The organism is uncultured Coprobacter sp., from assembly GCF_947855755.1.
GTDB lineage: Bacteria > Bacteroidota > Bacteroidia > Bacteroidales > Coprobacteraceae > Coprobacter.
The window spans coordinates 1-23,281 of sequence record NZ_CANUAR010000015.1 but is presented as its reverse complement, the minus strand read 5'-3'; the positions used below and the strand labels follow the sequence as shown (position 1 = coordinate 23,281).

Below are 23,281 nucleotides of genomic sequence, written 5' to 3'. Positions count from 1 at the left end.
AGTTTTGCTCGGGTTCAGAACAGTTCGAGCTGTCGTTCGAGAAGCTGGAAGGTCATTCGGTGATAAGGTGTAGTTCCGAATTCCCGGATTGCAGTTCGATGAGCTTTGGTAGGATAACCTTTGTTTTTGTCCCAGTTATATTGTGGATATTGTTCATGAAGGACATTCATATAATCGTCTCGATATGTTTTTGCCAACACGGATGCAGCTGCGATCGAGAGAAAACGTCCGTCTCCTTTTATTTCGCAGCTATGCGGAATATCGGGGTATGGTTTGAACCGATTGCCATCGATTAAAAGATATTCGGGGCGTACCGTTAATTTTTTGATGGCACGGTGCATTGCAAGGAAGGATGCGTTCAGGATGTTTATTTTGTCTATTTCTTCCGGTGATACGTAGCCTACAGCCCAAGCGATAGCTTCTTTTTCTATTAGAGGACGAAGTTCATATCGTTGTTTTTCCGTTAGTTTTTTTGAGTCATTCAGTGCTTCGCAAATGAAATCGGATGGTAAAATGACTGCAGCAGCATATACCGCACCGGCTAAGCAACCGCGACCGGCTTCATCGCATCCGGCTTCGATAACATTCTTATTTTTATATTGTAATAACATAGTTTATATTATTATTTCGATATTGAGTTTGATAAACCATTGTCCGTTTTCTTTCTCGACAAATCCGAATTTATGTGTTTTGCTATCTCCGATAGATAGTTTTGCGTTTTGATAAAGATATTTGTCAAATTCAGTTCGTTTTGTTGAATCGAGTAGTCCGATTTCTCCGCGTGTGTCGATTATGGCAAATGTCCGAGTATGTCCGTATCCTCGATAGCGTTTTGTCGATCGTAAGCCTGTGGCTAAGGCATATAAGAATTGTTGTACTTTATATTCGTAAAAATTGTTTTTGAGAATTAATTCCTCTTTTATTTTATAAGGATTGGCATTTTTTATTTCGGTTATTATTTCAGGAATAGTAGATAGTCCGGTTGTATAGAATATTCGCGTTATTTCTGCAAGTAATTTTGGGAAATGCAGGTCTATCATGCATAAATTTTCTAAAAAGAATTTATTTTCAGTTGTTGTATATTTTAATTTTCCTCCCAGTCTATAAATCTCTGCAAGTCGTTGTTGTACTCCCTGATCTCCGTCAATCCTGTTGATGCGGTTGCTTTCAGGATTAGAGAATTTGACATTCAGAATGTCGTATTTCAGATTGTTTGCCCGGTTAGCCGGTAATATGTTCCATTTTGATTTTATGCAAATAGTAATTTCTTGGCGTTGAGGGATCTCTTTCTCCGGATCAAAATAAATAATAGAGAAGTCACTTTTGTCATCTGCTGTGCTCTGAAACCATGTATAATGGAGGGTTTCGAGAATGGGGTCACAGTTTGAAACGGAATAGTCGCTTTCTTTTGGTGCCTGTAAAGTTGAAAGAATTTCTGCAGCGGCATTTTTACATTTTGTACGAGGTATCTTTTGAGTCTCTTCACCCCGTCTGACTAAGACTTCTGTCGGTGTCAGTTGATATGTTATTTTTCCGCATTCATCGTTTCTTATAAGTTTTGAAACCGGATAGAAAGAGTATTCGTTTTGAAAATTATCTTTGTAAAAATAAATATTTCCTTCACTGATTATATGTAGTAAAGCATACGCTTTAACCCATTCTGTTTGGTTTCCTATAAGCTGCATAAAAATAAAGTTGAGTGTTCATGAACAAAAGTACGAGATATTTTGTTTATCTTGTACTTCGTGAGAAAAAAATAGAAGTTTGCCGATCGAAAAATTGATTCGATGAGGTTTGGTTGATTTTATGTAATTTGTTGTGTTGTTATTTAGTTTGATTTAAAGTTGGAAGATTGAGGATGATTCTGTATGGGATTATCCTCTTTTCTTTATAATGTACAGATTTTTTCTCGTTATTTTTATTTTCGAGTTTTTGATGTGTTTATCAGAAAGAGTGTGAAGTTGCGAGTATTTTATTTTCTTTTTATTTGGTTTCTAATGATTTAGTAATTATCTTTGCATCGTTTTTGATGGTAAAATAGGCCGATACACTTATGTAACTATTTGGTAGACAGGGTGTAATGGCTGTTTGGCGTCTTTTACGTAGAAATAAAAAATTGCGATTTATAAATTTAAAGATTAAAAAAAGTTCTAAGAAATGCCTACAATTCAGCAATTAGTAAGAAAAGGACGGGTTGTTTTGGAAGACAAAAGTAAATCTCCTGCATTGGATTCATGTCCTCAAAGACGAGGAGTTTGCGTCAGGGTTTATACTACGACTCCCAAGAAACCTAACTCTGCAATGCGTAAAGTAGCGAGGGTGCGTTTGACAAATGGTAAAGAGGTGAACTCTTATATTCCGGGAGAAGGACATAATTTACAAGAGCACTCTATCGTATTGGTACGGGGTGGTCGTGTGAAAGACCTTCCGGGTGTACGTTATCACATTGTTCGCGGTACTTTAGATACTGCAGGTGTTGGTGGTCGTACGCAACGCCGTTCAAAATACGGTGCTAAGAGACCGAAACCAGGTGCTCCTGCCGCAAAAGGTAAAAAGTAATTTTGTCAAAGAGACAAAGAAGAGAAATTAAAATTAGTGTAAAACGCTAGTTTGAGTTTATTGGATAGGCTGATTAGGTTGAGTAAATAAAGCCGGCGGGCTTTGTTGAAGATGTGATAAGCAACCAAAAACAAGAACAACAATTTTTGTAAAAAATGAGAAAAGCAAAACCAAAGAAACGGGTCGTTCTTCCTGATCCGGTCTTCAGTGATGTTAAGGTTACGAAGTTTGTTAACCATTTAATGTATGATGGCAAGAAAAATGTTGCCTATACGATTTTCTATACTGCTTTGGAAAATGTAAAGACGAAGTTGTCTGATGACGAAAAATCGGCTCTTGAAATTTGGAAAAAAGCATTGGAAAATATTACTCCTCAAGTAGAGGTGAAATCTCGCCGTGTGGGTGGTGCTACATTTCAAGTTCCTACGGAAATCCGCCCCGATCGTAAAGAATCTATTTCAATGAAAAATTTAATACAGTATGCCCGTAAAAGAGGCGGTAAAACGATGGCAGACAAGTTGGCTGCGGAGATTGTTGACGCTTATAATGAACAGGGTGGAGCTTTCAAGCGGAAAGAAGATATGCACAAAATGGCCGAAGCTAACCGTGCATTCGCTCACTTTAGATTTTAATTGAAAATAAACAAGGAATACAACGATGGCAAAAGCTGATGAATTATTGAAATATACCAGAAATATTGGTATTATGGCACATATCGATGCCGGAAAGACTACGACTTCTGAACGTATTCTTTTCTATACCGGATTGACTCACAAAATCGGAGAGGTGCATGACGGGGCAGCGACAATGGACTGGATGGAGCAAGAGCAGGAACGTGGTATTACGATTACTTCTGCTGCAACTACCACCTGGTGGAATTATGCTGGAGATAAATTTAAGATAAATCTGATCGATACTCCGGGGCACGTGGATTTTACCGCAGAGGTAGAGCGTTCGCTTCGTATATTGGATGGAGCTGTTGCTGCATTTTGTGCTGTAGGTGGTGTTGAACCTCAGTCTGAAACAGTATGGCGCCAGGCTGATAAGTATAATGTTCCCCGTATCGGTTATGTGAATAAAATGGACCGTTCGGGAGCAAACTTCTTTGAAGTAGTGCGTCAATTGAAAGATGTGCTCGGTGCAAATCCTTGCCCGATTGTTATTCCTATTGGAGCGGAAGAAACATTCAAGGGATTGATCGACCTGATCACTATGAAGGCCATTTATTGGCATGATGAAACGATGGGTGCAGATTTCAGCATTGAAGAAATTCCGGCAAGTTTAAAAGAAGAGGCTGAAGAATGGCGTGAAAAGATGCTTGAGAAGGCTGCGGAATGTGATGATGCATTGATGGAAAAATTCTTTGATGATCCTGCTACGATTACGGAAGACGAAATACGTGCTGCTATCCGTAAAGGTACTTTGGCAATGCAAATCGTCCCGATGCTTTGTGGGTCTTCTTTCAAGAATAAAGGGGTTCAGACTTTGTTGAATGCCGTTTGTGCTTATTTGCCGAGTCCTGTAGATACGCCGGCTATCATTGGTCATGATCCTAATGATCCTGATAAAGAAATTGAAAGAAAACCGTCTTCGGAAGAGCCGATGTCTGCTTTGGCGTTCAAAATAGCTGTTGATCCGTATGTGGGACGTCTTTGCTTCTTCCGTGTTTATTCCGGAGAGATTCCGGCCGGATCGTATGTGTTGAATACTCGTTCGGGTAAAAAAGAACGTGTATCTCGTTTGTTCCAGATGCATTCTAATAAACAAAATCCTAAGGATGTTATCGGTTGTGGTGATATCGGTGCCGGTGTTGGCTTTAAAGATATCCGTACCGGTGATACTTTATGTGCTGAAGATGCTCCGATTGTTCTTGAGTCTATGGACTTCCCCGATCCGGTTATCGGTATTGCTGTTGAGCCTAAGACTCAAAAGGATATGGATAAACTTAGTCTCGGTTTGCAGAAATTGGCAGAAGAGGATCCAACCTTTACTGTCAAGTCCGATGAGGAAACAGGTCAGACGGTTATTAGCGGTATGGGTGAACTTCATCTTGATATTATCATTGATCGTCTGAAACGTGAGTTCAAAGTCGAATGTAATCAAGGCCGTCCTCAGGTATCTTATAAAGAAGCTATTACTCAACCGGTTGAGCTTCGTGAAGTTTATAAAAAGCAAACGGGGGGACGTGGTAAATTTGCTGATATTATCGTTCGTGTTGAACCTGCAGATCCTGATTTTGAAGGAGGTTTGCAGTTCGTCGATGAAGTGAAAGGCGGTAATATCCCAAAAGAATTCATCCCGTCTATTCAAAAAGGTTTTACTACGGCAATGAGAAACGGTGTGTTGGCCGGATATCCGCTGGATCAGTTGAAAGTTACTGTAATCGACGGATCTTTCCACCCTGTGGATTCTGACCAGTTGTCGTTTGAGGTTTGTGCTATTCAAGCGTTTAAAAAAGCGTGTGAAAAAGCAAAACCGGTATTGCTCGAACCGATTATGAAGATCGAAGTCGTGACTCCGGAAGAAAGCATGGGTGATGTGATCTCTGACTTGAACAAGCGTCGTGGTCAGGTAGAGGGAATGGAATCAAGCCGTTCAGGTGCTCGTATAGTAAAGGCAAAAGCTCCTTTGGCAGAAATGTTCGGATATGTAACATCTTTGCGTACGATTACTTCGGGACGTGCAACATCTACTATGACGTTCTCTCATTATGCAGAAGTCAGCACTGCAATTGCAAAACAAGTATTGACTGAAGCTCAAGGACGGGTAGATCTATTATAAGATAAGGATAAAATAGCAGGTTAGCGAATGACTCTTAACCTGCTATTTGACATGTTTTTTAATTTTTCAAATCAATAAAACACGAATGAGTCAAAAAATTAGAATTAAATTGAAATCTTATGATCATAACTTGGTCGATAAATCGGCTGAGAAGATCGTAAAGACTGTGAAGGCAAGCGGTGCCGTTGTAAGCGGTCCTATACCATTGCCTACACACAAACGTATTTTCACTGTAAACCGTTCGACTTTTGTCAATAAAAAGTCGAGAGAGCAATTTGAATTGTCCTCTTACAAAAGGTTGATTGATATTTACAGTTCTACTGCAAAGACTGTAGATGCATTGATGAAATTGGAATTGCCGAGTGGTGTAGAAGTAGAAATTAAAGTGTAATTTTTTAATTAAAGAGAAATGCCAGGATTATTAGGAAAAAAAATCGGAATGACATCCGTTTTCAGTGCCGATGGAAAAAATGTTCCATGCACTGTTATCGAAGTGGGTCCTTGTGTAGTTACTCAAATTAAGACTGTTGAAGTTGACGGTTATGAAGCTGTTCAGGTAGGTTTTGAAGATAAGAAAGAAAAACATACCAATAAACCAGAAATGGGACACTTCAAAAAGGCCGGAGTAACCCCCAAGAGACACTTGGCCGAGTTCAAAGGTTTTGAAACAGAATACAAATTGGGAGACGTTGTTTCTGTCGATTTGTTCGCAGAAGATGATTTTGTCGATGTAGTCGGAACTTCGAAAGGAAAAGGTTACCAAGGTGTTGTAAAACGTCATGGTTTTGGAGGTGTTGGTCAAACAACACATGGTCAGCATAATCGTTTGCGTGCTCCGGGTTCTATTGGTGCATGTTCTTATCCTGCTCGTGTGTTTAAGGGAACACGTATGGCCGGTCAAACAGGTAATGAGAGAGTAACTGTACAAAACCTGCAAGTGTTAAAGGTGATACCAGAACATAATCTTTTGATGATCAAGGGTTCTGTACCGGGATGTAAAGGTTCAATCGTAATAATAGAAAAGTAATGGAACTGAGCGTATATAACATAAAAGGTGAGGATACAGGAAAGAAGGTTACGTTGAACGATGCTGTCTTCGGCATTGACGTTAACGAACATGCCATATACCTGGATGTGAAGCAGTTCATGGCTAATAAACGTCAGGGAACTCATAAATCTAAAGAGAGAAGTGAAATCTCGGGAAGTACCCGTAAATTGAAAAAACAAAAAGGTACTGGTGGTGCTCGTTCTGGAGATATCAATTCTCCGGTAATGGTAGGCGGTGCCCGTGTTTTCGGTCCGAAACCGAGAGATTATAGCTTCAAATTGAATAAAAAAGTGAAGGCTTTGGCTCGTAAGTCGGCTTTGTCGTTGAAAGCTCAAGACAATGCTATTGTCGTAGTAGAAGACTTCTCTTTTGAAGCTCCTAAAACAAAAGAATTTGTTAGCGTTGCTAAAAACTTGCAACTTGCTGATAAAAAGTTGCTTTTAGTTTTAGCAGACCAAAATAAAAACGTATATTTGTCAGCTCGTAATGTCGTGAAGGCAAAAGTTGTAACAGTTTCTGAACTAAATACTTACAAAGTGCTTGATTGTGCAAGTCTTGTTTTGACCGAAAGTTCAGTTGCTGCTATTAATAATTTTTAATGTAAAGGAGGCGAAATAATGGCAATTATTATTAAACCGATTGTTACAGAAAAGATGACTGCTATGGCTGATAAGTTGAATCGCTATGGCTTTGCAGTTTGTCCGGATGCCAATAAACAGCAAATTAAAAAAGCTGTTGAGGAAATGTATAATGTAACAGTTGTGGATGTAAATACAATGAACCACAAAGGCAAGAAAAAAAGCCGTTACACAAAAGCTGGTTTGATCGTAGGTAAAACTGCATCATACAAAAAGGCCTTGGTTACATTGAAAGAAGGTGAATCGATTGATTTTTATAGCAATATTTAATTAAAAAATGGCAGTACGTAAATTAAAGCCCACAACACCGGGGCAGAGACACAAAATTATTGGTGCATTTGATAAAATCACTGCTAGTGCGCCAGAAAAGTCTCTTGTAGTTGGTTTCAGAAAATCGGGTGGACGTAACAACGAAGGTCATCTTACGATGCGTTATATCGGTGGCGGACACAAACGGAAGTACAGGATTATCGATTTCAAGAGAAATAAAGACGGTGTACCGGCAACTGTAAAAAGTATTGAATACGATCCGAATCGTTCGTCTCGTATTGCATTGCTTTATTATGTTGACGGTGAAAAACGCTACATTATTGCACCTAATGGTCTTGAAGTAGGCGCGACGGTTATGTCAGGTGATACTGCAGCACCCGAAGTAGGAAATGCTTTGCCTTTGCAAAATATTCCTATCGGTACTGTAATTCACAACATCGAACTTCGTCCGGGTCAAGGAGCTGCATTGGTTCGTTCGGCCGGCGTTTTCGCTCAGTTGACTTCGCGAGAAGGAAAGTATGCAATTATCAAATTACCTTCTGGAGAGACGAGAAAGATCCTCTCTACATGTAAGGCTACGATTGGTAGTGTAGGTAACTCAGACCATGCATTGGAAAGATCAGGTAAAGCCGGTCGTTCTCGCTGGTTGGGTCGTCGTCCTCGTAACCGAGGTGTTTCTATGAACCCTGTCGATCACCCGATGGGTGGTGGTGAAGGTCGTTCATCAGGAGGACATCCGAGATCACGTAAAGGCTTATATGCAAAGGGCCTGAAGACGAGAGCTCCGAAGAAGCACTCTTCAAAGTATATTATTGAAAGAAGGAAAAAGTAATCTGATTAATTAAGCAACTATGAGTCGTTCGTTGAAAAAAGGCCCATATATCAGTGTGAAACTGGAAAAGAAAGTTTCGGCTATGGAAGAATCCGGCAAAAAGTCTGTTATCAAGACTTGGTCGAGAGCTTCTATGATTTCTCCGGATTTTGTAGGACATACTTTCGCAGTTCACAATGGTAATAAATTTATTCCCGTGTATGTTACTGAAAACATGGTAGGACACAAGTTGGGTGAGTTTGCACCTACTCGTAATTTCCGTGGTCATGGTGGTAACAAAAAGAAATAAGGGTCAGTCGGGAATTTGAGAATTTCAAATAAAAAACAGAATTAAAAAATGGGTGCAAGAAAAAAAATATCAGCCGATAAAAGAAAAGAAGCCCTGAAAACAAAGTACTTTGCCAAATTGAACAATGTACCTACTTCGCCCCGTAAAATGCGTTTGGTAGCAGATATGGTTAGAGGTATGGAAGCATTTAAGGCTTTAGGAGTACTGAAATTTTCTTCTAAAGAAGCTTCTGCAAGACTGGAAAAATTATTGCGTTCTGCTATTGCTAACTGGGAACAGAAGAATGAACGCAAAGCTGAAAGCGGAGAGCTTTACATTTCAGAAATCTACGTGGATTCTGCTGCAATGCTGAAAAGACTTCGTCCTGCTCCTCAAGGTAGAGGATACAGAATTCGTAAGCGTTCGAACCACGTAACTTTGTTTGTTGACACAATGAGTAAAAACGATAACCAAATTTAAGCAGGATGGGACAGAAAGTAAATCCGATAAGTAACCGTTTAGGAATCATCCGTGGATGGGATTCTAACTGGTATGGCGGCAAAAATTATGGAGATACGTTGTTGGAAGACAGCAAAATCCGTAAATATTTGAATGCCCGTCTTGCAAAAGCAAGTGTATCACGTATTGTGATAGAGCGTACATTGAAATTGATCACTATAACCGTGTGCACAGCACGTCCGGGTATTATTATCGGTAAAGGCGGCCAGGAAGTTGATAAACTGAAAGAAGAGCTGAAAAAAATTACCGATAAAGATGTTCAGATCAATATCTATGAAGTAAAGAGACCTGAATTGGACGCAACGATCGTTGCTAGTAACATCGCTCGCCAGATAGAAGGCAAGATCGCTTACCGTCGTGCCGTTAAAATGGCTATTGCCTCTACTATGCGTATGGGTGCAGAAGGTATCAAAGTTCAAGTTTCCGGCCGTTTGAACGGAGCAGAAATGGCGCGTTCCGAGATGTATAAAGAAGGACGTACTCCTTTGCATACATTGCGTGCCGATATCGATTATGCTTTGGTAGAAGCTCTCACTAAAGTGGGGCTGATCGGTGTCAAGGTTTGGATTTGCCGTGGCGAAATTTACGGTAAGAAAGATCTCGCTCCTTCATTTACCAGCTCGAAAGAGACTCGTGGTAATAATGGCGGTGGCATGGGGGCTAAAAAAGGCTTCAAAAAACAAAAAAGTAATCGTTAAACGAATTGAATTAACAGAAGATGTTACAACCGAAGAAGACAAAATTCAGAAGACAACAGAAAGGGCGTATGAAAGGTTACGCTCAGCGAGGTAATCAGTTGGCCTTCGGTTCCTTTGGTATAAAATGTTTGCAATCAAAATGGATAACCGGTCGTCAGATAGAAGCTGCACGTATTGCTGTTACCCGTTATATGCAACGTCAAGGTCAAATCTGGATCAGGATATTCCCAGATAAACCTATTACCAAGAAACCGGCTGAGGTGCGTATGGGTAAAGGTAAAGGTTCGCCCGAAGGTTTCGTGGCTCCTGTAACCCCAGGAAGAATCCTTATCGAAGTTGAAGGAGTACCTTTTGATGTTGCTAAAGAAGCATTGCGTTTGGCAGCACAAAAGCTTCCTGTGACTACGAAGTTTATTGTTCGTCGTGACTACGATGCTAATCAAAATGCGTAATTAAGTTATGAAAATTGCAGAAATTAGAGAATTAAGTACCAAGGAATTGGTAGAAAGAATCGAAGCGGAAGCTGTGGCTTTGAACCGTATGGAGATTAATCACAGTATTTCTCCTTTGGATAATCCTGCACAAATAAAACTTACTCGCAGGATGATTGCGCGCATGAAAGGTGAGTTGCGCCAGAGAGAACTTAACAAACAATAACCAATTGAGCCTGATGGAAACAAGAAACTTAAGAAAAGAAAGAGTCGGGGTGGTTACCAGTAACAAAATGGATAAAACCATTACTGTTGCCGTTAAATGGAAAGAAAAACACCCTATTTATGGTAAATTCGTGAATAAAACGAAAAAATACCATGCTCATGACGAAAAGAACGAGTGCAACATTGGTGATACTGTGAAGTTGATGGAAACTCGCCCTTTGAGCAAAATGAAAAGATGGAGATTAGTTGAAATAATCGAAAGAGCTAAGTAATTATGATACAACAAGAGTCAAGACTTACAGTCGCAGATAACAGCGGCGCTAAAGAAGCACTTTGTATCCGTGTATTGGGAGGAACAGGAAGACGGTATGCATCAGTAGGTGATATTATCGTTGTTGCTATTAAAAGCGTAGTTCCTTCGAGTGACATTAAGAAAGGTGCCGTATCTAAAGCAGTTATCGTGCGTACTAAGAAGGAGATCCGTCGTCAAGATGGTTCTTATATTCGTTTCGACGATAACGCGTGTGTATTGTTGAATGGGGCTGGTGAAATCAGAGGTAGCCGTATTTTCGGACCGGTGGCGAGAGAATTGCGTGCAACCAATATGAAAATCGTTTCGTTAGCACCTGAAGTACTTTAATAGTATAAAAAAGAGAATTAATGAGTAAATTACACATTAAAAAAGGCGATACAGTGTACGTTAATGCCGGTGAAGACAAGGGTAAAACCGGTCGGGTATTGCGCGTTCTTGTGAAAGAAAACCGTGCTGTCGTAGAAGGTATCAATATGGTGTCGAAGCATACCAAGCCTAATGCCAAGAATCCTCAGGGAGGTATAGTGAAAATGGAAGCCCCCATTCATATTTCAAATTTGAACTTACTTGATCCGAAGAGCAATAAAGCGACTCGTATCGGTCGTCGGGTAAACGAAGCGGGTGTTTTAGTGCGTTATTCTAAAAAATCAGGAGAGGAGATTAAGTAATGAGCAATACAGCAAATCTTAAAAACGATTATAAAGAAAGAATCGTCCCCATTTTGATGAAGGATTTCAATTACAGTTCTGTTATGCAGGTTCCGGTTTTGAAAAAAATCGTGATTAACCAAGGTTTGGGACAGGCTGTCGCTGATAAGAAAATCATTGAAACTGCAATTGCCGAATTGACTGCAATTACGGGACAGAAGGCTGTGGCTACTCTTTCTCGCAAAGATATCTCGAATTTTAAATTGCGTAAAAAAATGCCTATCGGAGTGATGGTTACTTTGCGCCGTGAGAAGATGTACGAATTCTTGGAACGTCTCGTTCGTGTGGCTTTACCTCGTATTCGTGACTTTAAAGGTATTGAAGGGAAACTCGATGGAAGAGGTAATTATACACTCGGAATTCAGGAACAAATCATTTTCCCTGAAATAAATATCGATAGTATTAGCAAAATTTTGGGAATGAATATTACCTTTGTAACTTCTGCTCAAACAGATGAAGAAGGTTATGCTTTGTTGAAAGAATTTGGCTTACCTTTTAAAAACGCAAAAAAGAACTAATATATGGCAAAAGAATCAATGAAGGCCCGTGAAGTGAAGAGAGCTAAACTGGTTGCCAAATATGCTGCAAAGAAGGCTCAGCTTAAGGCTGAGGGCAACTATGAAGCGCTTCAGTTACTGCCTAAAAATGCTTCTCGCGTACGTTTACATAATCGTTGCAAATTGACAGGGCGTCCGAAAGGATATATCCGTCAGTTTGGAATTTCTCGTATTCAGTTCCGTGAAATGGCATCGGCAGGTTTAATTCCGGGAGTTAAGAAAGCAAGCTGGTAATTATTTTTTTAGTGTTAAATATTGTCCGGATGTCCGGATCAATTTAAACAATCATTTTTATGACAGATCCAATAGCAGATTATCTTACAAGATTGAGAAATGCGATTAAGGCTCAGCACAGAGTTGTTGAAGTTCCTGCCTCAAACTTGAAAAAAGAAATCACGAAAATCCTTTTTGATAAAGGTTACATTCTTAATTATAAGTTTGTAGAAGATGGTCCTCAAGGTTCGATTAAGATAGCTTTGAAATATGACCCGGTAAATAAAGTAAACGCAATCAAGAAGCTCGTTCGAGTTTCTACTCCCGGTTTGCGTCAGTACACAGGTTATAAAGATATGCCCCGCGTATTGAACGGTTTGGGTATAGCAATTCTTTCTACCTCTAAAGGTGTAATGACAGATAAAGAAGCCAGAGAGTTGATGATTGGTGGTGAAGTAATGTGTTATATCTATTAAAGAAGGAGGTTTATTATGTCAAGAATAGGAAAATTGCCCATAAATATACCTTCAGGTGTAACAGTTACTGTTAACGGAGATCAAGTTAATGTTAAGGGCCCGAAAGGAGAATTGTCACAAGTTATTACCGGTGGTATTACTGTAACAACAGTCGACGGAAATGTCGTTGTCAGCAGACCTAGCGATGATAAAGAACACCGAGCTTTACACGGATTGTATCGTGCTTTGATCCACAATATGGTAGTGGGTGTATCGGAAGGATACAAAAAAGAGTTGGAATTGGTAGGTGTGGGTTACCGTGCTGCCAATAATGGTCAGGTTCTTGACCTGTCATTAGGTTACTCTCATAATATTTATTTGAAATTACCGAAAGAGATCAAAATTGAGACTAAGTCTGAGAGAAATAAAAACCCGTTGATCATTCTCGAATCTTGCGATAAACAGCTGATCGGACAAGTATGTTCTAAGATCCGTTCTTTCCGCAAGCCTGAACCTTATAAGGGTAAAGGTATTAAATTCGTTGGTGAGGTAATTCGTAGAAAATCGGGTAAATCGGCTGGTGCTAAATAATTCACGTAAATTGGTATTATCATGACAACGAAGATAGAAAGAAGAATAAAAATTAAAACCCGCATACGTGGTAAAATTTCAGGTACAGCTGAATGTCCTCGTATGACAGTCTTTAGAAGTAATAAACAAATATATGTGCAACTTATCGATGACTTGGCTGGTAAGACAATAGTTTCGGCTTCTTCAAGAGGTCTTGAAGGTGGAGCCAAGAAAGAATTGGCTGCGCAAGTTGGTCAGCTGATCGCTAAGAAAGCACAAGAAGCAGGTGTTACTTCAGTCGTATTTGATCGTAACGGTTACCTGTATCATGGACGAGTTAAAGAGTTAGCAGATGCTGCACGTAACGGTGGACTTAAATTTTAATGAACATGACAGGAAAAAATAATAGAGTAAAGTCAACTAACGACTTAGAGTTGAAAGACAGATTGGTTGCTATCAACCGTGTGACAAAGGTTACAAAAGGTGGACGTACCTTCAGTTTCTCTGCTATTGTTGTAGTAGGTAATGAAGACGGTATCGTTGGTTGGGGGCTAGGAAAGGCCAGTGAAGTAACTGCTGCTATTGCTAAAGGGGTAGAAGCTGCAAAGAAGAACTTAATTCAAGTTCCTGTTCGTAAGGGAACTATTCCTCATGAACAGTTAGCCAAGTTCAGTGGTGCATTAGTATATTTGAAACCTGCATCTCATGGTACTGGAGTGAAAGCCGGTGGTGCTATGCGTGCCGTACTTGAGAGTGTTGGTATTACCGACGTGCTTGCTAAATCAAAAGGCTCTTCAAATCCTCATAACTTGGTAAAAGCTACTATGGCTGCTTTGAGTGAATTAAGAGATGCTTGTACTGTAGCTCAAAATAGAGGTGTATCATTAGAAAAAGTGTTTAAAGGTTAATTTGGAGGTTGGATAATGGAAACTATCAAAATTAAACAAGTAAAAAGTAGAATTAAATGTCCTGCTGTTCAGAAAAGAACACTTGATGCACTGGGATTGAAAAAACTCAATCATGTTGTTGAACATACTGCGACTCCCCAAATATTGGGAATGGTAGCAAAAGTGAAACATTTGGTTGTAGTAGAATAATTCATAGATTGATAAAAAATTAGCAATATGAACTTGAGTAATTTAAAACCTGCAGAAGGTTCTACAAAAACAAGAAAAAGAATTGGTCGTGGACCGGGTTCTGGTTTAGGTGGAACTTCTACAAGAGGTCATAAAGGTGCCAAATCAAGATCGGGATATAAAAAGAAAATCGGTTTTGAGGGTGGACAAATGCCATTACAACGTCGTGTCCCCAAATTTGGTTTTAAGAACATTAACCGTGTAGAATATAAAGCTATCAATCTTGAGACTCTTCAAGCTTTGGCTGAGGCTAAAAAGTTGGAGAAAATCGGAATCGAAGCTTTGGTTGAAGCCGGTTTTATTTCAGAAAATCAATTGGTTAAAATTCTTGGTAAAGGAGCAATTTCTGCAAAATTAGAGGTCGAAGCTCACGCTTTCTCTAAGTCAGCTGAAGCTGCTATTGTTGCCGTAGGTGGAACCGTAGTTAAACTCTAATCTCATGAGAGCAATAGAAACTATAAAAAACATATGGAAGATTGAGGATCTGAGGAATCGGATTCTCACTACCATTTTATTGGTTATGGTATACCGTGCGGGTACTTATGTGGTATTGCCGGGTATCGATCCGCAGTTCTTAACGCAGTTACAAGCCCAGACAAGAGGTGGCCTTATGGCATTGTTGGATATGTTTTCCGGAGGAGCATTTTCTAATGCTTCTATATTTGCCTTAGGTATTATGCCTTATATCTCGGCGTCTATTGTAATACAGTTATTGGGTATGGCTTTACCCCATTTCCAGAAACTTCAGAGAGAAGGAGAAAGTGGACGTCGTAAGTTGAACCAGTACACTCGTTATTTGACAGTAGCTATCCTTTTGATACAAGGGCCGTCTTATTTGGTTAATCTTCGGGTACAAATGGCCGGTGCTTTTCCTGCGGACTTTTTCTTTATAGTTTCTTCTACAATCATTCTTGCCGCTGGCAGTATGTTTATAATGTGGCTGGGTGAACGTATTACAGATAAAGGTATCGGTAATGGTATTTCATTTATCATTTTGGTCGGAATTATAGCACGCCTTCCACAAGCTCTTACGCAAGAATTTATCATGCGTACAGCTACAACTTCAGGAGGTCTGGTGATGTTCTTGGCCGAAATCGTTTTCCTTTTATTCGTGATTTCAGCATCTATCCTGTTAGTACAAGGTACTCGTAAAGTTCCTGTACAGTATGCAAAACGTGTGGTGGGAAATAAACAATATGGGGGTGCAAGACAGTACATTCCTTTGAAAGTTAATACTGCAGGTGTTATGCCTATTATTTTTGCACAGGCTATCATGTTTATACCTATAACTTTGGTAGGATTTTCTACTTCGAATGCGACTAGTGCATTCATGCGTTCTTTCATGACGAACACAGGATTTTGGTATAATTTCGTGTTTGCGTTTTTAATTATAGTGTTTACATATTTCTATACTGCTATCACGGTGCAGCCGAATCAGATGGCAGAAGATATGAAGCGTAATAACGGATTTATTCCGGGAGTTAAACCGGGAAAAAGAACCGCAGAATACTTAGACTCTATTATGTCTCGTATTACATTACCAGGTTCTATCTTTTTAGCAATTGTTGCTATTATGCCGGCTTTTGCTCAGATTATCGGAATCAGTGCTGAATTCTCTCAATTCTTTGGGGGTACTTCTTTGCTTATCCTTGTTGGTGTCGTTCTCGATACTTTGCAACAAATTGAAAGTCATTTAATGATGCGTCATTATGATGGACTTTTGAAATCGGGTAAGATTAAAGGTCGTTCGGGCTCGATTGCCGCATATTAAAGATTAGGAGTTTAAGACTAAAAATGATTTATCTTAAAACAGACGAAGAAATAGAGTTGTTGCGTGAAAGTAATCTCTTGGTAGGAATGACATTGGGTGAATTGGCTAAATGGATTGCTCCGGGGATTACAACGCTGAAACTCGATAAGATTGCAGAAGAATTTATTCGTGATCATGGTGCTGTTCCCGGTTTTTTGGGGTACGGTGGTTTCCCGAATACGTTATGTGTTTCTGTTAATGAACAGATTGTTCACGGCATTCCGTCGAATTATGAACTTAAAGACGGGGATATCGTTTCTATAGATTGTGGAACGGTTAAAAACGGATTTAACGGAGATTCTGCTTATACTTTCTGTGTGGGGGAGGTCGCTTATGATGTGAGACGTTTATTAAAAACGACTAAAGAGTCTCTTTATTTAGGAATAGAGCAAGCTGTCGAAGGTAAACGAGTCGGAGATATAAGTAATGCTGTGCAGACATATTGTGAGAAGAAGGGGTATTCGGTTGTCAGAGAGCTTTGTGGGCATGGTGTCGGAAAGCGTCTGCATGAAGATCCTGAAGTTCCTAATTATGGTCGTCGAGGATGTGGTCCTCTGTTAAAGAACGGTATGGTTATTGCTATTGAGCCGATGATAAATCTTGGATCGCGCAATATTGTTATCGAAAGAGATGGATGGACTACTCGTACACGTGACAGAAAACCTTCGGCTCATTTCGAGCATACGGTTGCTGTTCGGGAAGGGAAAGCAGATATTCTGTCGTCTTTTAAATATATCGAAGAAGTTTTAGGCGAAAAATCAATTTAAATTAATATATGGCAAAACAGGCAGCAATAGAACAAGATGGAGTAATTGTAGAGGCATTGTCGAATGCAATGTTCAGAGTAGAACTGGAAAACGGACATGAAATTACGGCTCACATCTCAGGGAAAATGAGAATGCATTATATAAAAATCCTTCCCGGAGATAAGGTAAGAGTAGAAATGTCGCCCTATGATTTGTCAAAAGGAAGAATTGCTTTTAGATATAAATAATACAAATAGATATGAAAGTAAGAGCATCATTGAAAAAGCGTACGCCAGATTGCAAGATCGTAAGAAGAAATGGCCGCTTGTATATTATTAACAAGAAAAATCCTAAGTATAAACAACGTCAAGGATAATTTATTATTTTTGCAAAATAATTTTTCTATTATATGGCTATAAGAATAGTTGGAGTAGACTTGCCGCAAAATAAAAGAGGCGAAATCGCGTTGACCTATATTTATGGGATAGGTCGTAGCGCGTCAAATACCATTTTGTCAAAAGCCGGTATTGATAAAGATATCAAAGTTAAAGATTGGACTGATGAACAGTCGGCTAAGGTTCGTGAAATTATCGGAGCTGAGTACAAAGTTGAAGGAGATCTTCGTTCTGAAGTACAATTGAACATTAAGCGTCTTATGGATATCGGATGCTATCGTGGTATTCGTCATCGTAACGGCTTGCCTGTGAGAGGTCAAAGTACAAAAAATAATGCCCGTACACGTAAGGGTAGAAAGAAAACAGTTGCTAACAAGAAAAAAGCTACTAAATAATAAGTAAGTATGGCAAAAAAGACAGTCGCAGCAAAGAAAAGAAATGTAAAGGTCGATGCAGTCGGTCAAGCACATATTCATTCTTCGTTCAACAACATTATTGTATCGCTTGCCAATGGAGAAGGTCAAGTTATTTCTTGGTCGTCTGCCGGTAAGATGGGATTCAGAGGATCAAAGAAAAACACTCCTTATGCCGCTCAAATGGCCGCTCAGGATTGTGCAAAAGTCGCTTTTGACCTCGGATTGAGAAAAGTAAAAGCTTATGTGAAAGGGCCGGGTAACGGCCGTGAATCTGCTATCCGTACTATTCACGGAGCAGGTATCGAAGTGACTGAAATTATTGATGTTACTCCGCTTCCGCATAATGGATGTCGTCCTCCTAAAAGAAGAAGAGTTTAATCTCTTTTTTAATTGAATTTGAATCTCGAATGGTGAATAGATTGCATTTTTCTCCTCTCTGCAATCGCGGCTGCACCAATCCGGGTTCGTTAAATTATTAAATTTTAAAAGATTTAGAAATGGCAAGATATACCGGACCTAAAACAAGAATTGCCCGTAAATTTGGTGAGGCTATTTTTGGACCAGACAAAGTATTGTCTAAAAAGAATTATCCTCCCGGACAGCATGGTGCAAATAAGAGAAGAAAAACTTCTGAATATGGTATTCAGCTTCGTGAGAAGCAAAAAGCTAAGTATACTTATGGAGTATTGGAAAAACAATTCCGTAATTTATTTGAAAAAGCTTCTCGTACCAAAGGTATTAAAGGTGAAGTGTTGTTACAATTGCTCGAAGCAAGATTGGACAATGTAGTGTACCGTTTGGGTATGGCTCCTACGAGAGCTGCTGCTCGTCAGTTGGTGTCTCACAAACACATTATTGTCGATGGTAAAGTCGTAAATATTCCTTCTTTCTCGGTAAAACCGGGTCAAATCGTTGGTGTTCGTGAAAAAGCAAAGTCTTTGGAAATAATTGCTGATGCATTATCAGGATTTAATCACAGCAAATATCCTTGGATAGAGTGGGATGAAGCTTCAAAGAGCGGTAAATTCTTGCATTTACCAGAGAGAGCAGATATTCCTGAAAACATCAAAGAACAGTTGATCGTAGAATTGTATTCTAAATAATAATTGATTCCATGGCGATATTAGCATTTCAAAAACCCGATAAAGTATTAATGTTGGAGGCGGACGCATTCTTCGGCAAGTTTGAATTTCGTCCGTTGGAGCCCGGTTATGGTGTTACAGTCGGTAACGCCCTACGCCGTATTCTCCTTTCTTCACTTGAAGGCTTTGCAATAACATCGATCCGTATCGATGGTGTTGAACATGAGTTTTCAACAGTTCCTGGTGTAATCGAGGATGTAACCAATATCATCCTTAACCTGAAGAAGGTGAGATTTAAACAGATAGTAGAAGAAATCGAGAATGAAAAAGTAACGATTACTGTTTCGGGTTCGGAAGTGTTCAAAGCTGGAGACATTGGTAAATACCTTACTGGGTTTGAAGTTCTCAATCCTGATTTGGTAATTTGTCACATGGATTCAAACGCGAGTTTCCAGATAGATATTACAATTAACAAAGGGCGTGGTTATGTCCCTGCTGAAGAAAATCGTAATCCGAATGATGAAGTTAATGTAATTCCTATCGATTCTATTTTTACTCCGATCCGGAATGTAAAATATACAATAGAGAACTTCCGCGTAGAACAAAAGACGGACTACGAGAAACTGGTATTAGAAATTACGACCGATGGATCGATCCATCCGAAAGATGCTTTGAAAGAAGCCGCTAAAATCCTTATCTATCATTTCATGTTATTCTCTGATGAGAAGATCACGTTAGAGACTACCGATGTTGATGGTAATGAAGAGTTTGATGAAGAAGTTCTGCACATGCGTCAGTTATTGAAGACCAAACTCGTAGATATGGATTTATCGGTTCGTGCATTGAATTGTCTTAAATCCGCTGATGTTGAAACTTTAGGGGAGTTGGTAGTATTCAATAAAACCGATTTATTGAAATTCAGAAATTTCGGGAAGAAATCTCTTACCGAGTTGGATGAATTGCTGGCTAATCTGAACCTTTCGTTCGGAATGGACATTTCGAAGTATAAATTAGATAAAGAGTAAAACGATGAGACATAATAAAAAATTTAATCATTTAGGTCGTACAAAATCTCATAGAGACGCGTTATTGTCTAACATGGCCTGTTCTTTGATTAGTCATAAGAGAATTTTCACTACTTTGGCTAAGGCAAAAGCTTTGAGAATGTACGTCGAACCCCTTATCAATAGAGCAAAAGACGATACAACTGCTTCAAGACGTGTTGTATTCAGTTATCTTCAAAATAAAGAAGCTGTTACCGAGTTGTTTAAAGAAATTTCAACAAAGATTGCCGATCGTCCGGGTGGATATACTCGTATTTTGAAAACCGGTAATCGTATTGGTGATAATGCTAAAATGTGTTTTATTGAGCTCGTTGATTACAACGAAAATATGTTGAAAGAAAAAGCAGCAAAGAAAACAACACGTACTCGTCGCTCTAAGAAAAGTGCCGCTGCTGCTCCTGCAGCTACCGAGACGCCTGCTGAAGCACCTGCAGCAGAAGCTGCTGCATCTGAAACTCCAGCTGCTGAATAATAGAAATTTTATATTCTATATTGTAAAGCTCTGTGCATTTTCTGTACAGAGCTTTTTTTTATAGTTATTTTTTTGAATAATTTTTCAGTGTGCTTTATAATGGCATATATGCTTCAGATTTTTGCAATGAAAGATGAAATAACCCAGATTTAGGTATTGGGATATTTATTGTGTTGGGTTAAGGAATGTTTCTAAGAATACATTATTATATAATACTGCAATTATGATTTGTAACATTTAGATCCTGTATAAATTTTCTATTAGAAAGTTATACTTAGATTTTTGATCCTTTTGGGGGATATTTCCTTGTTTTTACAGGTCATGTAGCCCGTTGCACTTCTTATCGAGACAGAAAAATGCTCTCGAAAACAACTTTCGATAAATGTTTGTGCAAAATTTAAACAGGTTTTTAAGAATGGCCTGTATTATGTGTAGAGTGAGTTAATACGGGATAATGTGGTAGATGATATTAATTTCTTGAAGCATTCCTTTTTTTTATGTTTTTCAAAAACATATTATGAAAAAAAATTGTTTAATTGCATGGTGTAATTATATAACCTCAAAACAATTAAGTATATGAAAATTATTAAGATTACAGGTCGTGAGATCCTTGATTCTCGTGGAAATCCTACAGTGGAAGTAGATGTGTTGCTCGAGTCGGGAGTAATGGGACGTGCAGCAGTTCCTTCTGGAGCATCAACAGGTATCCATGAGGCGTTAGAACTTCGTGATGCAGATAATAAAAGATATATGGGTAAAGGCGTATTGAAGGCTGTTGAAAATGTCAATAAAAAAATTGCTCCTATTCTTGTTGGTATGAGTGCATTAAATCAAATAGACATTGACCAGAAATTAATAGAACTGGATGGTACGGAAACTAAATCGAAATTAGGGGCTAATGCGATTTTGGGGGTATCTTTGGCAGTTGCTAAGGCTGGAGCAGCTTATTTGGATTTGCCTTTGTACAGGTATATAGGTGGAGTAAACAGCTATGTGTTGCCTGTTCCTATGATGAATATTATTAATGGTGGTTCACATTCTGATGCCCCGATCGCTTTTCAAGAGTTTATGATTCGTCCTGTCGGAGCTAATAGTTTTAGAGAGGGTTTGAGAATGGGAGCAGAAGTCTTTCATTCACTTAAGAAAGTATTGCATGATAGGGGTTTGAGTACGGCTGTCGGAGATGAAGGCGGTTTTGCTCCTGCCTTGAATGGTACGGAAGATGCTATAGAAAGTATTTTGCAGGCAATAACAAAAGCGGGTTATCAACCCGGTAAAGACGTTACAATAGCATTAGATTGCGCCTCTTCTGAGTTTTATCATGATGGAATTTATGATTATACGAAATTTGAGGGTGCTAATGGTGCAAAACGGACTTCTCAACAACAAGCCGATTATTTGCAGGATTTGGTTGCTAAATATCCAATTGATTCTATTGAAGACGGAATGGCTGAAGAAGATTGGGACGGATGGCGTATTTTGACGGACGTGATCGGTGGAGGTTGTCAATTGGTGGGTGATGATCTTTTTGTAACTAATGTAGCGTATCTGGAGAAAGGTATCCGTTTAGGCTGCGCTAATTCTATTTTGGTAAAAGTGAATCAGATTGGAACATTGACTGAAACATTAAGAGCGGTAGAGATGGCTCAACGTAATGGTTACACTGCGGTAATTTCACATCGTTCGGGAGAAACTGAAGATGCGACAATTGCAGATATCGCTGTGGCAATGAATGCCGGACAGATCAAAACCGGCTCGTTAAGTCGTTCTGACCGTATGGCAAAATATAATCAATTACTTCGTATAGAAGAAGAATTGGGAAGTTGTGCTGTTTATGGATATAAGCGAATAAAGGCTTAAGCGATATGTGATTAATGGCACTGTGTCAAAACTGAAATGACCACTCCGAAAAGTTACAGATTGTAACTATAACACTTAAAAGGGTCGTATCATTACTCAATACAGAGTTTGATGCGACTCCTTTTTATCTTTTAGGATACTCAAATTTCAAATTATAAGCTCATATCTTCAATAATTGAGTTTTGACACACCGCCTTTTTTTATGATGCGTAAAACTCTTATTCCGGATTGAGATTTATATTGTTGTAGTTGCTTATTTAGAGGAATGCTTTCAATAATTACTCGTTTTTTGTTTAGGGAAGCATGTAAGAGGTGAAGCTTGTCTTTTATCCAATAAGCAAATCCTACGTGAGAGATGTCTAATCCTTTTATCGATGTCGTAATAGCAATGATATCTCCGTTATGTATTTGGCTGATATTGTGTGAATTTAAACTGTCTTTAGGAATATATCGTATGAGTATATTACTTAATTGCTTTTCAATATTTTTAATTTCTTCCAAGTAAAGCACGTTTTCTGTTAGTGGAGTATATTTATCGGCATGGGAAGACATAAAATTTATTGACTGTTTTTGTATTAAACTTCCTTCTTTGGGAGTTACTTCCTCAATGATGCCTTTTTGTATATTGTTTTGTATCCAATCGCTAAAGTAATGCAATCTGGATGGATATCCGTTAATAATACTATTTCGGTAGCGAATTTTTTGAAGATTGGAACAATAGTCTCTGAAAGAGTATGTACTATTTTGTATAGACAGAACCAATGCTGTTACGGTTTCTACAAATGTTGTACAATCCATTTCCCTCAAGTTTACAATAAGCTGTTCCTTTCCTTCCTTTTCTAATGTTTTCCCTACATAAGGAGTCTCTACAAAAAGATTTCCGATTTGTAGAACTTGTTTTTCGATAGAGGATGAATATTGCTTTGTAAATCGTCTTAAGAGGTTTTCGACTAGTACACTATCGTTAGGAGTGTAAAAAATGTCTGTTTTTTGAGCTTGTAGGTGAGAAATGGAATATATTGTAAGGAATATATATAAGAGAAATTTTTTCATAATCGGGTGTTATTTCATTTTTACAAATATACTTTTTTCTTGTTATATGATATTCGGATTATTTATTCATTTTCATTTGATTCGTTATAATCGGTAATTCTAAAAAAGAAATCTTTCTATTTTCCATAGACATTTATTTGTTCTATAATTGACTAGTTTACAG

37 protein-coding genes are annotated in these 23,281 nt (G+C 38.8%); 34 read left to right on the top strand and 3 right to left on the bottom strand.

From position 1 onward, the window contains the following. Positions 1-14: 14 nt before the first annotated feature. Entirely contained in the window at positions 15-611 is a 597-nt protein-coding gene (locus Q0093_RS09105) for a ribonuclease HII (protein WP_294178306.1), read from the bottom strand. Positions 612-614: 3 nt separating this feature from the next. After that, entirely contained in the window at positions 615-1,685 is a 1,071-nt protein-coding gene (locus tag Q0093_RS09100; RefSeq protein WP_297929816.1) for an HpaII family restriction endonuclease, read from the bottom strand. A gap of 472 nt (positions 1,686-2,157) precedes the next feature. Here Q0093_RS09100 and rpsL point away from each other — a divergent pair, with 472 nt between their 5' ends. The 34 genes from rpsL to eno all read left to right on the top strand — a co-directional run bounded on the left by rpsL (position 2,158) and on the right by eno (position 22,065). Then, complete coding sequence (rpsL, locus tag Q0093_RS09095) at positions 2,158-2,559, top strand: 30S ribosomal protein S12 (RefSeq protein WP_009318495.1); 402 nt, start codon at positions 2,158-2,160, stop codon at positions 2,557-2,559. A 155-nt stretch (positions 2,560-2,714) separates the two neighbouring features. Continuing rightward, positions 2,715-3,191, top strand: a complete 477-nt coding sequence (rpsG, locus tag Q0093_RS09090; protein ID WP_009318496.1) for a 30S ribosomal protein S7 — start codon at positions 2,715-2,717, stop codon at positions 3,189-3,191. A gap of 25 nt (positions 3,192-3,216) precedes the next feature. Continuing rightward, complete coding sequence (gene fusA, locus Q0093_RS09085; protein WP_297929814.1) at positions 3,217-5,340, top strand: elongation factor G; 2,124 nt, start codon at positions 3,217-3,219, stop codon at positions 5,338-5,340. 85 nt (positions 5,341-5,425) lie between these two features. Next, positions 5,426-5,731 (top strand): 30S ribosomal protein S10, encoded by a 306-nt coding sequence (gene rpsJ, locus Q0093_RS09080; RefSeq protein WP_021929244.1) that lies wholly within the window; start codon positions 5,426-5,428, stop codon positions 5,729-5,731. 18 nt (positions 5,732-5,749) lie between these two features. Then, positions 5,750-6,367 carry a 50S ribosomal protein L3 gene (gene rplC, locus Q0093_RS09075; RefSeq protein WP_294178319.1) on the top strand — a complete coding sequence of 206 codons (618 nt, stop codon included), beginning with the start codon at positions 5,750-5,752 and terminating at the stop codon, positions 6,365-6,367. Beyond that, a complete protein-coding gene (rplD, locus tag Q0093_RS09070) occupies positions 6,367-6,987 on the top strand; it encodes a 50S ribosomal protein L4 (RefSeq protein WP_009318500.1) in 621 nt (206 codons plus the stop codon). Before rplC ends, rplD begins: the two co-directional genes overlap by 1 nt. An 18-nt stretch (positions 6,988-7,005) precedes the next feature. Then, on the top strand, positions 7,006-7,296 hold the full coding sequence (gene rplW, locus Q0093_RS09065) for a 50S ribosomal protein L23 (RefSeq protein WP_294178323.1): 291 nt from the start codon (positions 7,006-7,008) through the stop codon (positions 7,294-7,296). A gap of 7 nt (positions 7,297-7,303) precedes the next feature. Beyond that, positions 7,304-8,128, top strand: a complete 825-nt coding sequence (gene rplB / locus Q0093_RS09060) for a 50S ribosomal protein L2 (protein ID WP_009318502.1) — start codon at positions 7,304-7,306, stop codon at positions 8,126-8,128. A 19-nt stretch (positions 8,129-8,147) separates the two neighbouring features. Continuing rightward, positions 8,148-8,417: a 30S ribosomal protein S19 gene (gene rpsS / locus Q0093_RS09055; protein WP_009318503.1), complete on the top strand. Its 270-nt coding sequence runs from the start codon at positions 8,148-8,150 to the stop codon at positions 8,415-8,417. A gap of 48 nt (positions 8,418-8,465) precedes the next feature. After that, positions 8,466-8,876, top strand: coding sequence for a 50S ribosomal protein L22 (rplV, locus tag Q0093_RS09050; protein WP_270213976.1), 411 nt, complete (start codon positions 8,466-8,468; stop codon positions 8,874-8,876). Between the two features lie 5 nt (positions 8,877-8,881). Then, complete coding sequence (rpsC, locus tag Q0093_RS09045; protein WP_009318505.1) at positions 8,882-9,613, top strand: 30S ribosomal protein S3; 732 nt, start codon at positions 8,882-8,884, stop codon at positions 9,611-9,613. Between the two features lie 20 nt (positions 9,614-9,633). Beyond that, positions 9,634-10,065 carry a 50S ribosomal protein L16 gene (rplP, locus tag Q0093_RS09040; protein WP_009318506.1) on the top strand — a complete coding sequence of 144 codons (432 nt, stop codon included), beginning with the start codon at positions 9,634-9,636 and terminating at the stop codon, positions 10,063-10,065. Positions 10,066-10,072: 7 nt separating this feature from the next. Next, complete coding sequence (rpmC, locus tag Q0093_RS09035; RefSeq protein WP_009318507.1) at positions 10,073-10,270, top strand: 50S ribosomal protein L29; 198 nt, start codon at positions 10,073-10,075, stop codon at positions 10,268-10,270. Between the two features lie 13 nt (positions 10,271-10,283). Beyond that, entirely contained in the window at positions 10,284-10,541 is a 258-nt protein-coding gene (gene rpsQ, locus Q0093_RS09030; protein WP_009318508.1) for a 30S ribosomal protein S17, read from the top strand. Positions 10,542-10,543: 2 nt separating this feature from the next. Continuing rightward, entirely contained in the window at positions 10,544-10,909 is a 366-nt protein-coding gene (gene rplN, locus Q0093_RS09025; RefSeq protein WP_294178337.1) for a 50S ribosomal protein L14, read from the top strand. 20 nt (positions 10,910-10,929) lie between these two features. After that, complete coding sequence (gene rplX / locus Q0093_RS09020) at positions 10,930-11,250, top strand: 50S ribosomal protein L24 (protein WP_009318510.1); 321 nt, start codon at positions 10,930-10,932, stop codon at positions 11,248-11,250. Further along, positions 11,250-11,807 (top strand): 50S ribosomal protein L5, encoded by a 558-nt coding sequence (gene rplE, locus Q0093_RS09015; RefSeq protein WP_270213974.1) that lies wholly within the window; start codon positions 11,250-11,252, stop codon positions 11,805-11,807. Before rplX ends, rplE begins: the two co-directional genes overlap by 1 nt. Before the next feature lie 3 nt (positions 11,808-11,810). Then, positions 11,811-12,080 (top strand): 30S ribosomal protein S14, encoded by a 270-nt coding sequence (gene rpsN / locus Q0093_RS09010; RefSeq protein ID WP_176905702.1) that lies wholly within the window; start codon positions 11,811-11,813, stop codon positions 12,078-12,080. 59 nt (positions 12,081-12,139) lie between these two features. Further along, positions 12,140-12,535 (top strand): 30S ribosomal protein S8, encoded by a 396-nt coding sequence (rpsH, locus tag Q0093_RS09005; RefSeq protein ID WP_009318513.1) that lies wholly within the window; start codon positions 12,140-12,142, stop codon positions 12,533-12,535. Positions 12,536-12,550: 15 nt separating this feature from the next. Then, positions 12,551-13,105, top strand: coding sequence for a 50S ribosomal protein L6 (gene rplF / locus Q0093_RS09000; protein WP_294178338.1), 555 nt, complete (start codon positions 12,551-12,553; stop codon positions 13,103-13,105). Positions 13,106-13,126: 21 nt separating this feature from the next. Next, positions 13,127-13,468, top strand: coding sequence for a 50S ribosomal protein L18 (rplR, locus tag Q0093_RS08995; RefSeq protein ID WP_297929808.1), 342 nt, complete (start codon positions 13,127-13,129; stop codon positions 13,466-13,468). Between the two features lie 5 nt (positions 13,469-13,473). Further along, entirely contained in the window at positions 13,474-13,992 is a 519-nt protein-coding gene (rpsE, locus tag Q0093_RS08990; protein WP_294178340.1) for a 30S ribosomal protein S5, read from the top strand. Between the two features lie 15 nt (positions 13,993-14,007). Beyond that, on the top strand, positions 14,008-14,181 hold the full coding sequence (gene rpmD, locus Q0093_RS08985) for a 50S ribosomal protein L30 (protein ID WP_294178341.1): 174 nt from the start codon (positions 14,008-14,010) through the stop codon (positions 14,179-14,181). Positions 14,182-14,208: 27 nt separating this feature from the next. Next, complete coding sequence (rplO, locus tag Q0093_RS08980; protein WP_294178342.1) at positions 14,209-14,655, top strand: 50S ribosomal protein L15; 447 nt, start codon at positions 14,209-14,211, stop codon at positions 14,653-14,655. A 4-nt stretch (positions 14,656-14,659) separates the two neighbouring features. Beyond that, positions 14,660-15,991, top strand: coding sequence for a preprotein translocase subunit SecY (gene secY, locus Q0093_RS08975; protein ID WP_009318519.1), 1,332 nt, complete (start codon positions 14,660-14,662; stop codon positions 15,989-15,991). Positions 15,992-16,014: 23 nt separating this feature from the next. Beyond that, on the top strand, positions 16,015-16,797 hold the full coding sequence (map, locus tag Q0093_RS08970; RefSeq protein WP_294178343.1) for a type I methionyl aminopeptidase: 783 nt from the start codon (positions 16,015-16,017) through the stop codon (positions 16,795-16,797). 8 nt (positions 16,798-16,805) lie between these two features. Then, complete coding sequence (gene infA / locus Q0093_RS08965) at positions 16,806-17,024, top strand: translation initiation factor IF-1 (protein ID WP_009318521.1); 219 nt, start codon at positions 16,806-16,808, stop codon at positions 17,022-17,024. An 11-nt stretch (positions 17,025-17,035) separates the two neighbouring features. After that, positions 17,036-17,152: a type B 50S ribosomal protein L36 gene (gene ykgO / locus Q0093_RS08960; protein WP_009318522.1), complete on the top strand. Its 117-nt coding sequence runs from the start codon at positions 17,036-17,038 to the stop codon at positions 17,150-17,152. Positions 17,153-17,185: 33 nt separating this feature from the next. Then, the gene (rpsM, locus tag Q0093_RS08955) at positions 17,186-17,566 is read left to right on the top strand and encodes a 30S ribosomal protein S13 (RefSeq protein ID WP_022601535.1); all 381 of its coding nucleotides are present in this window, start codon (positions 17,186-17,188) and stop codon (positions 17,564-17,566) included. 9 nt (positions 17,567-17,575) lie between these two features. Continuing rightward, positions 17,576-17,965, top strand: coding sequence for a 30S ribosomal protein S11 (gene rpsK / locus Q0093_RS08950; RefSeq protein WP_009318524.1), 390 nt, complete (start codon positions 17,576-17,578; stop codon positions 17,963-17,965). A gap of 119 nt (positions 17,966-18,084) precedes the next feature. After that, positions 18,085-18,690, top strand: a complete 606-nt coding sequence (gene rpsD, locus Q0093_RS08945) for a 30S ribosomal protein S4 (protein WP_297929804.1) — start codon at positions 18,085-18,087, stop codon at positions 18,688-18,690. Between the two features lie 11 nt (positions 18,691-18,701). Next, complete coding sequence (locus Q0093_RS08940) at positions 18,702-19,694, top strand: DNA-directed RNA polymerase subunit alpha (RefSeq protein WP_009318526.1); 993 nt, start codon at positions 18,702-18,704, stop codon at positions 19,692-19,694. A gap of 4 nt (positions 19,695-19,698) precedes the next feature. Beyond that, positions 19,699-20,205: a 50S ribosomal protein L17 gene (rplQ, locus tag Q0093_RS08935; protein WP_297929801.1), complete on the top strand. Its 507-nt coding sequence runs from the start codon at positions 19,699-19,701 to the stop codon at positions 20,203-20,205. A 576-nt stretch (positions 20,206-20,781) separates the two neighbouring features. Then, positions 20,782-22,065: a phosphopyruvate hydratase gene (eno, locus tag Q0093_RS08930; RefSeq protein ID WP_297303939.1), complete on the top strand. Its 1,284-nt coding sequence runs from the start codon at positions 20,782-20,784 to the stop codon at positions 22,063-22,065. A gap of 168 nt (positions 22,066-22,233) precedes the next feature. On the opposite strand, the gene Q0093_RS08925 is transcribed toward eno, so the two are convergent. Beyond that, positions 22,234-23,118, bottom strand: coding sequence for an N-acetylmuramoyl-L-alanine amidase-like domain-containing protein (locus tag Q0093_RS08925; protein WP_297929800.1), 885 nt, complete (start codon positions 23,116-23,118; stop codon positions 22,234-22,236). Positions 23,119-23,281: the final 163 nt, after the last annotated feature.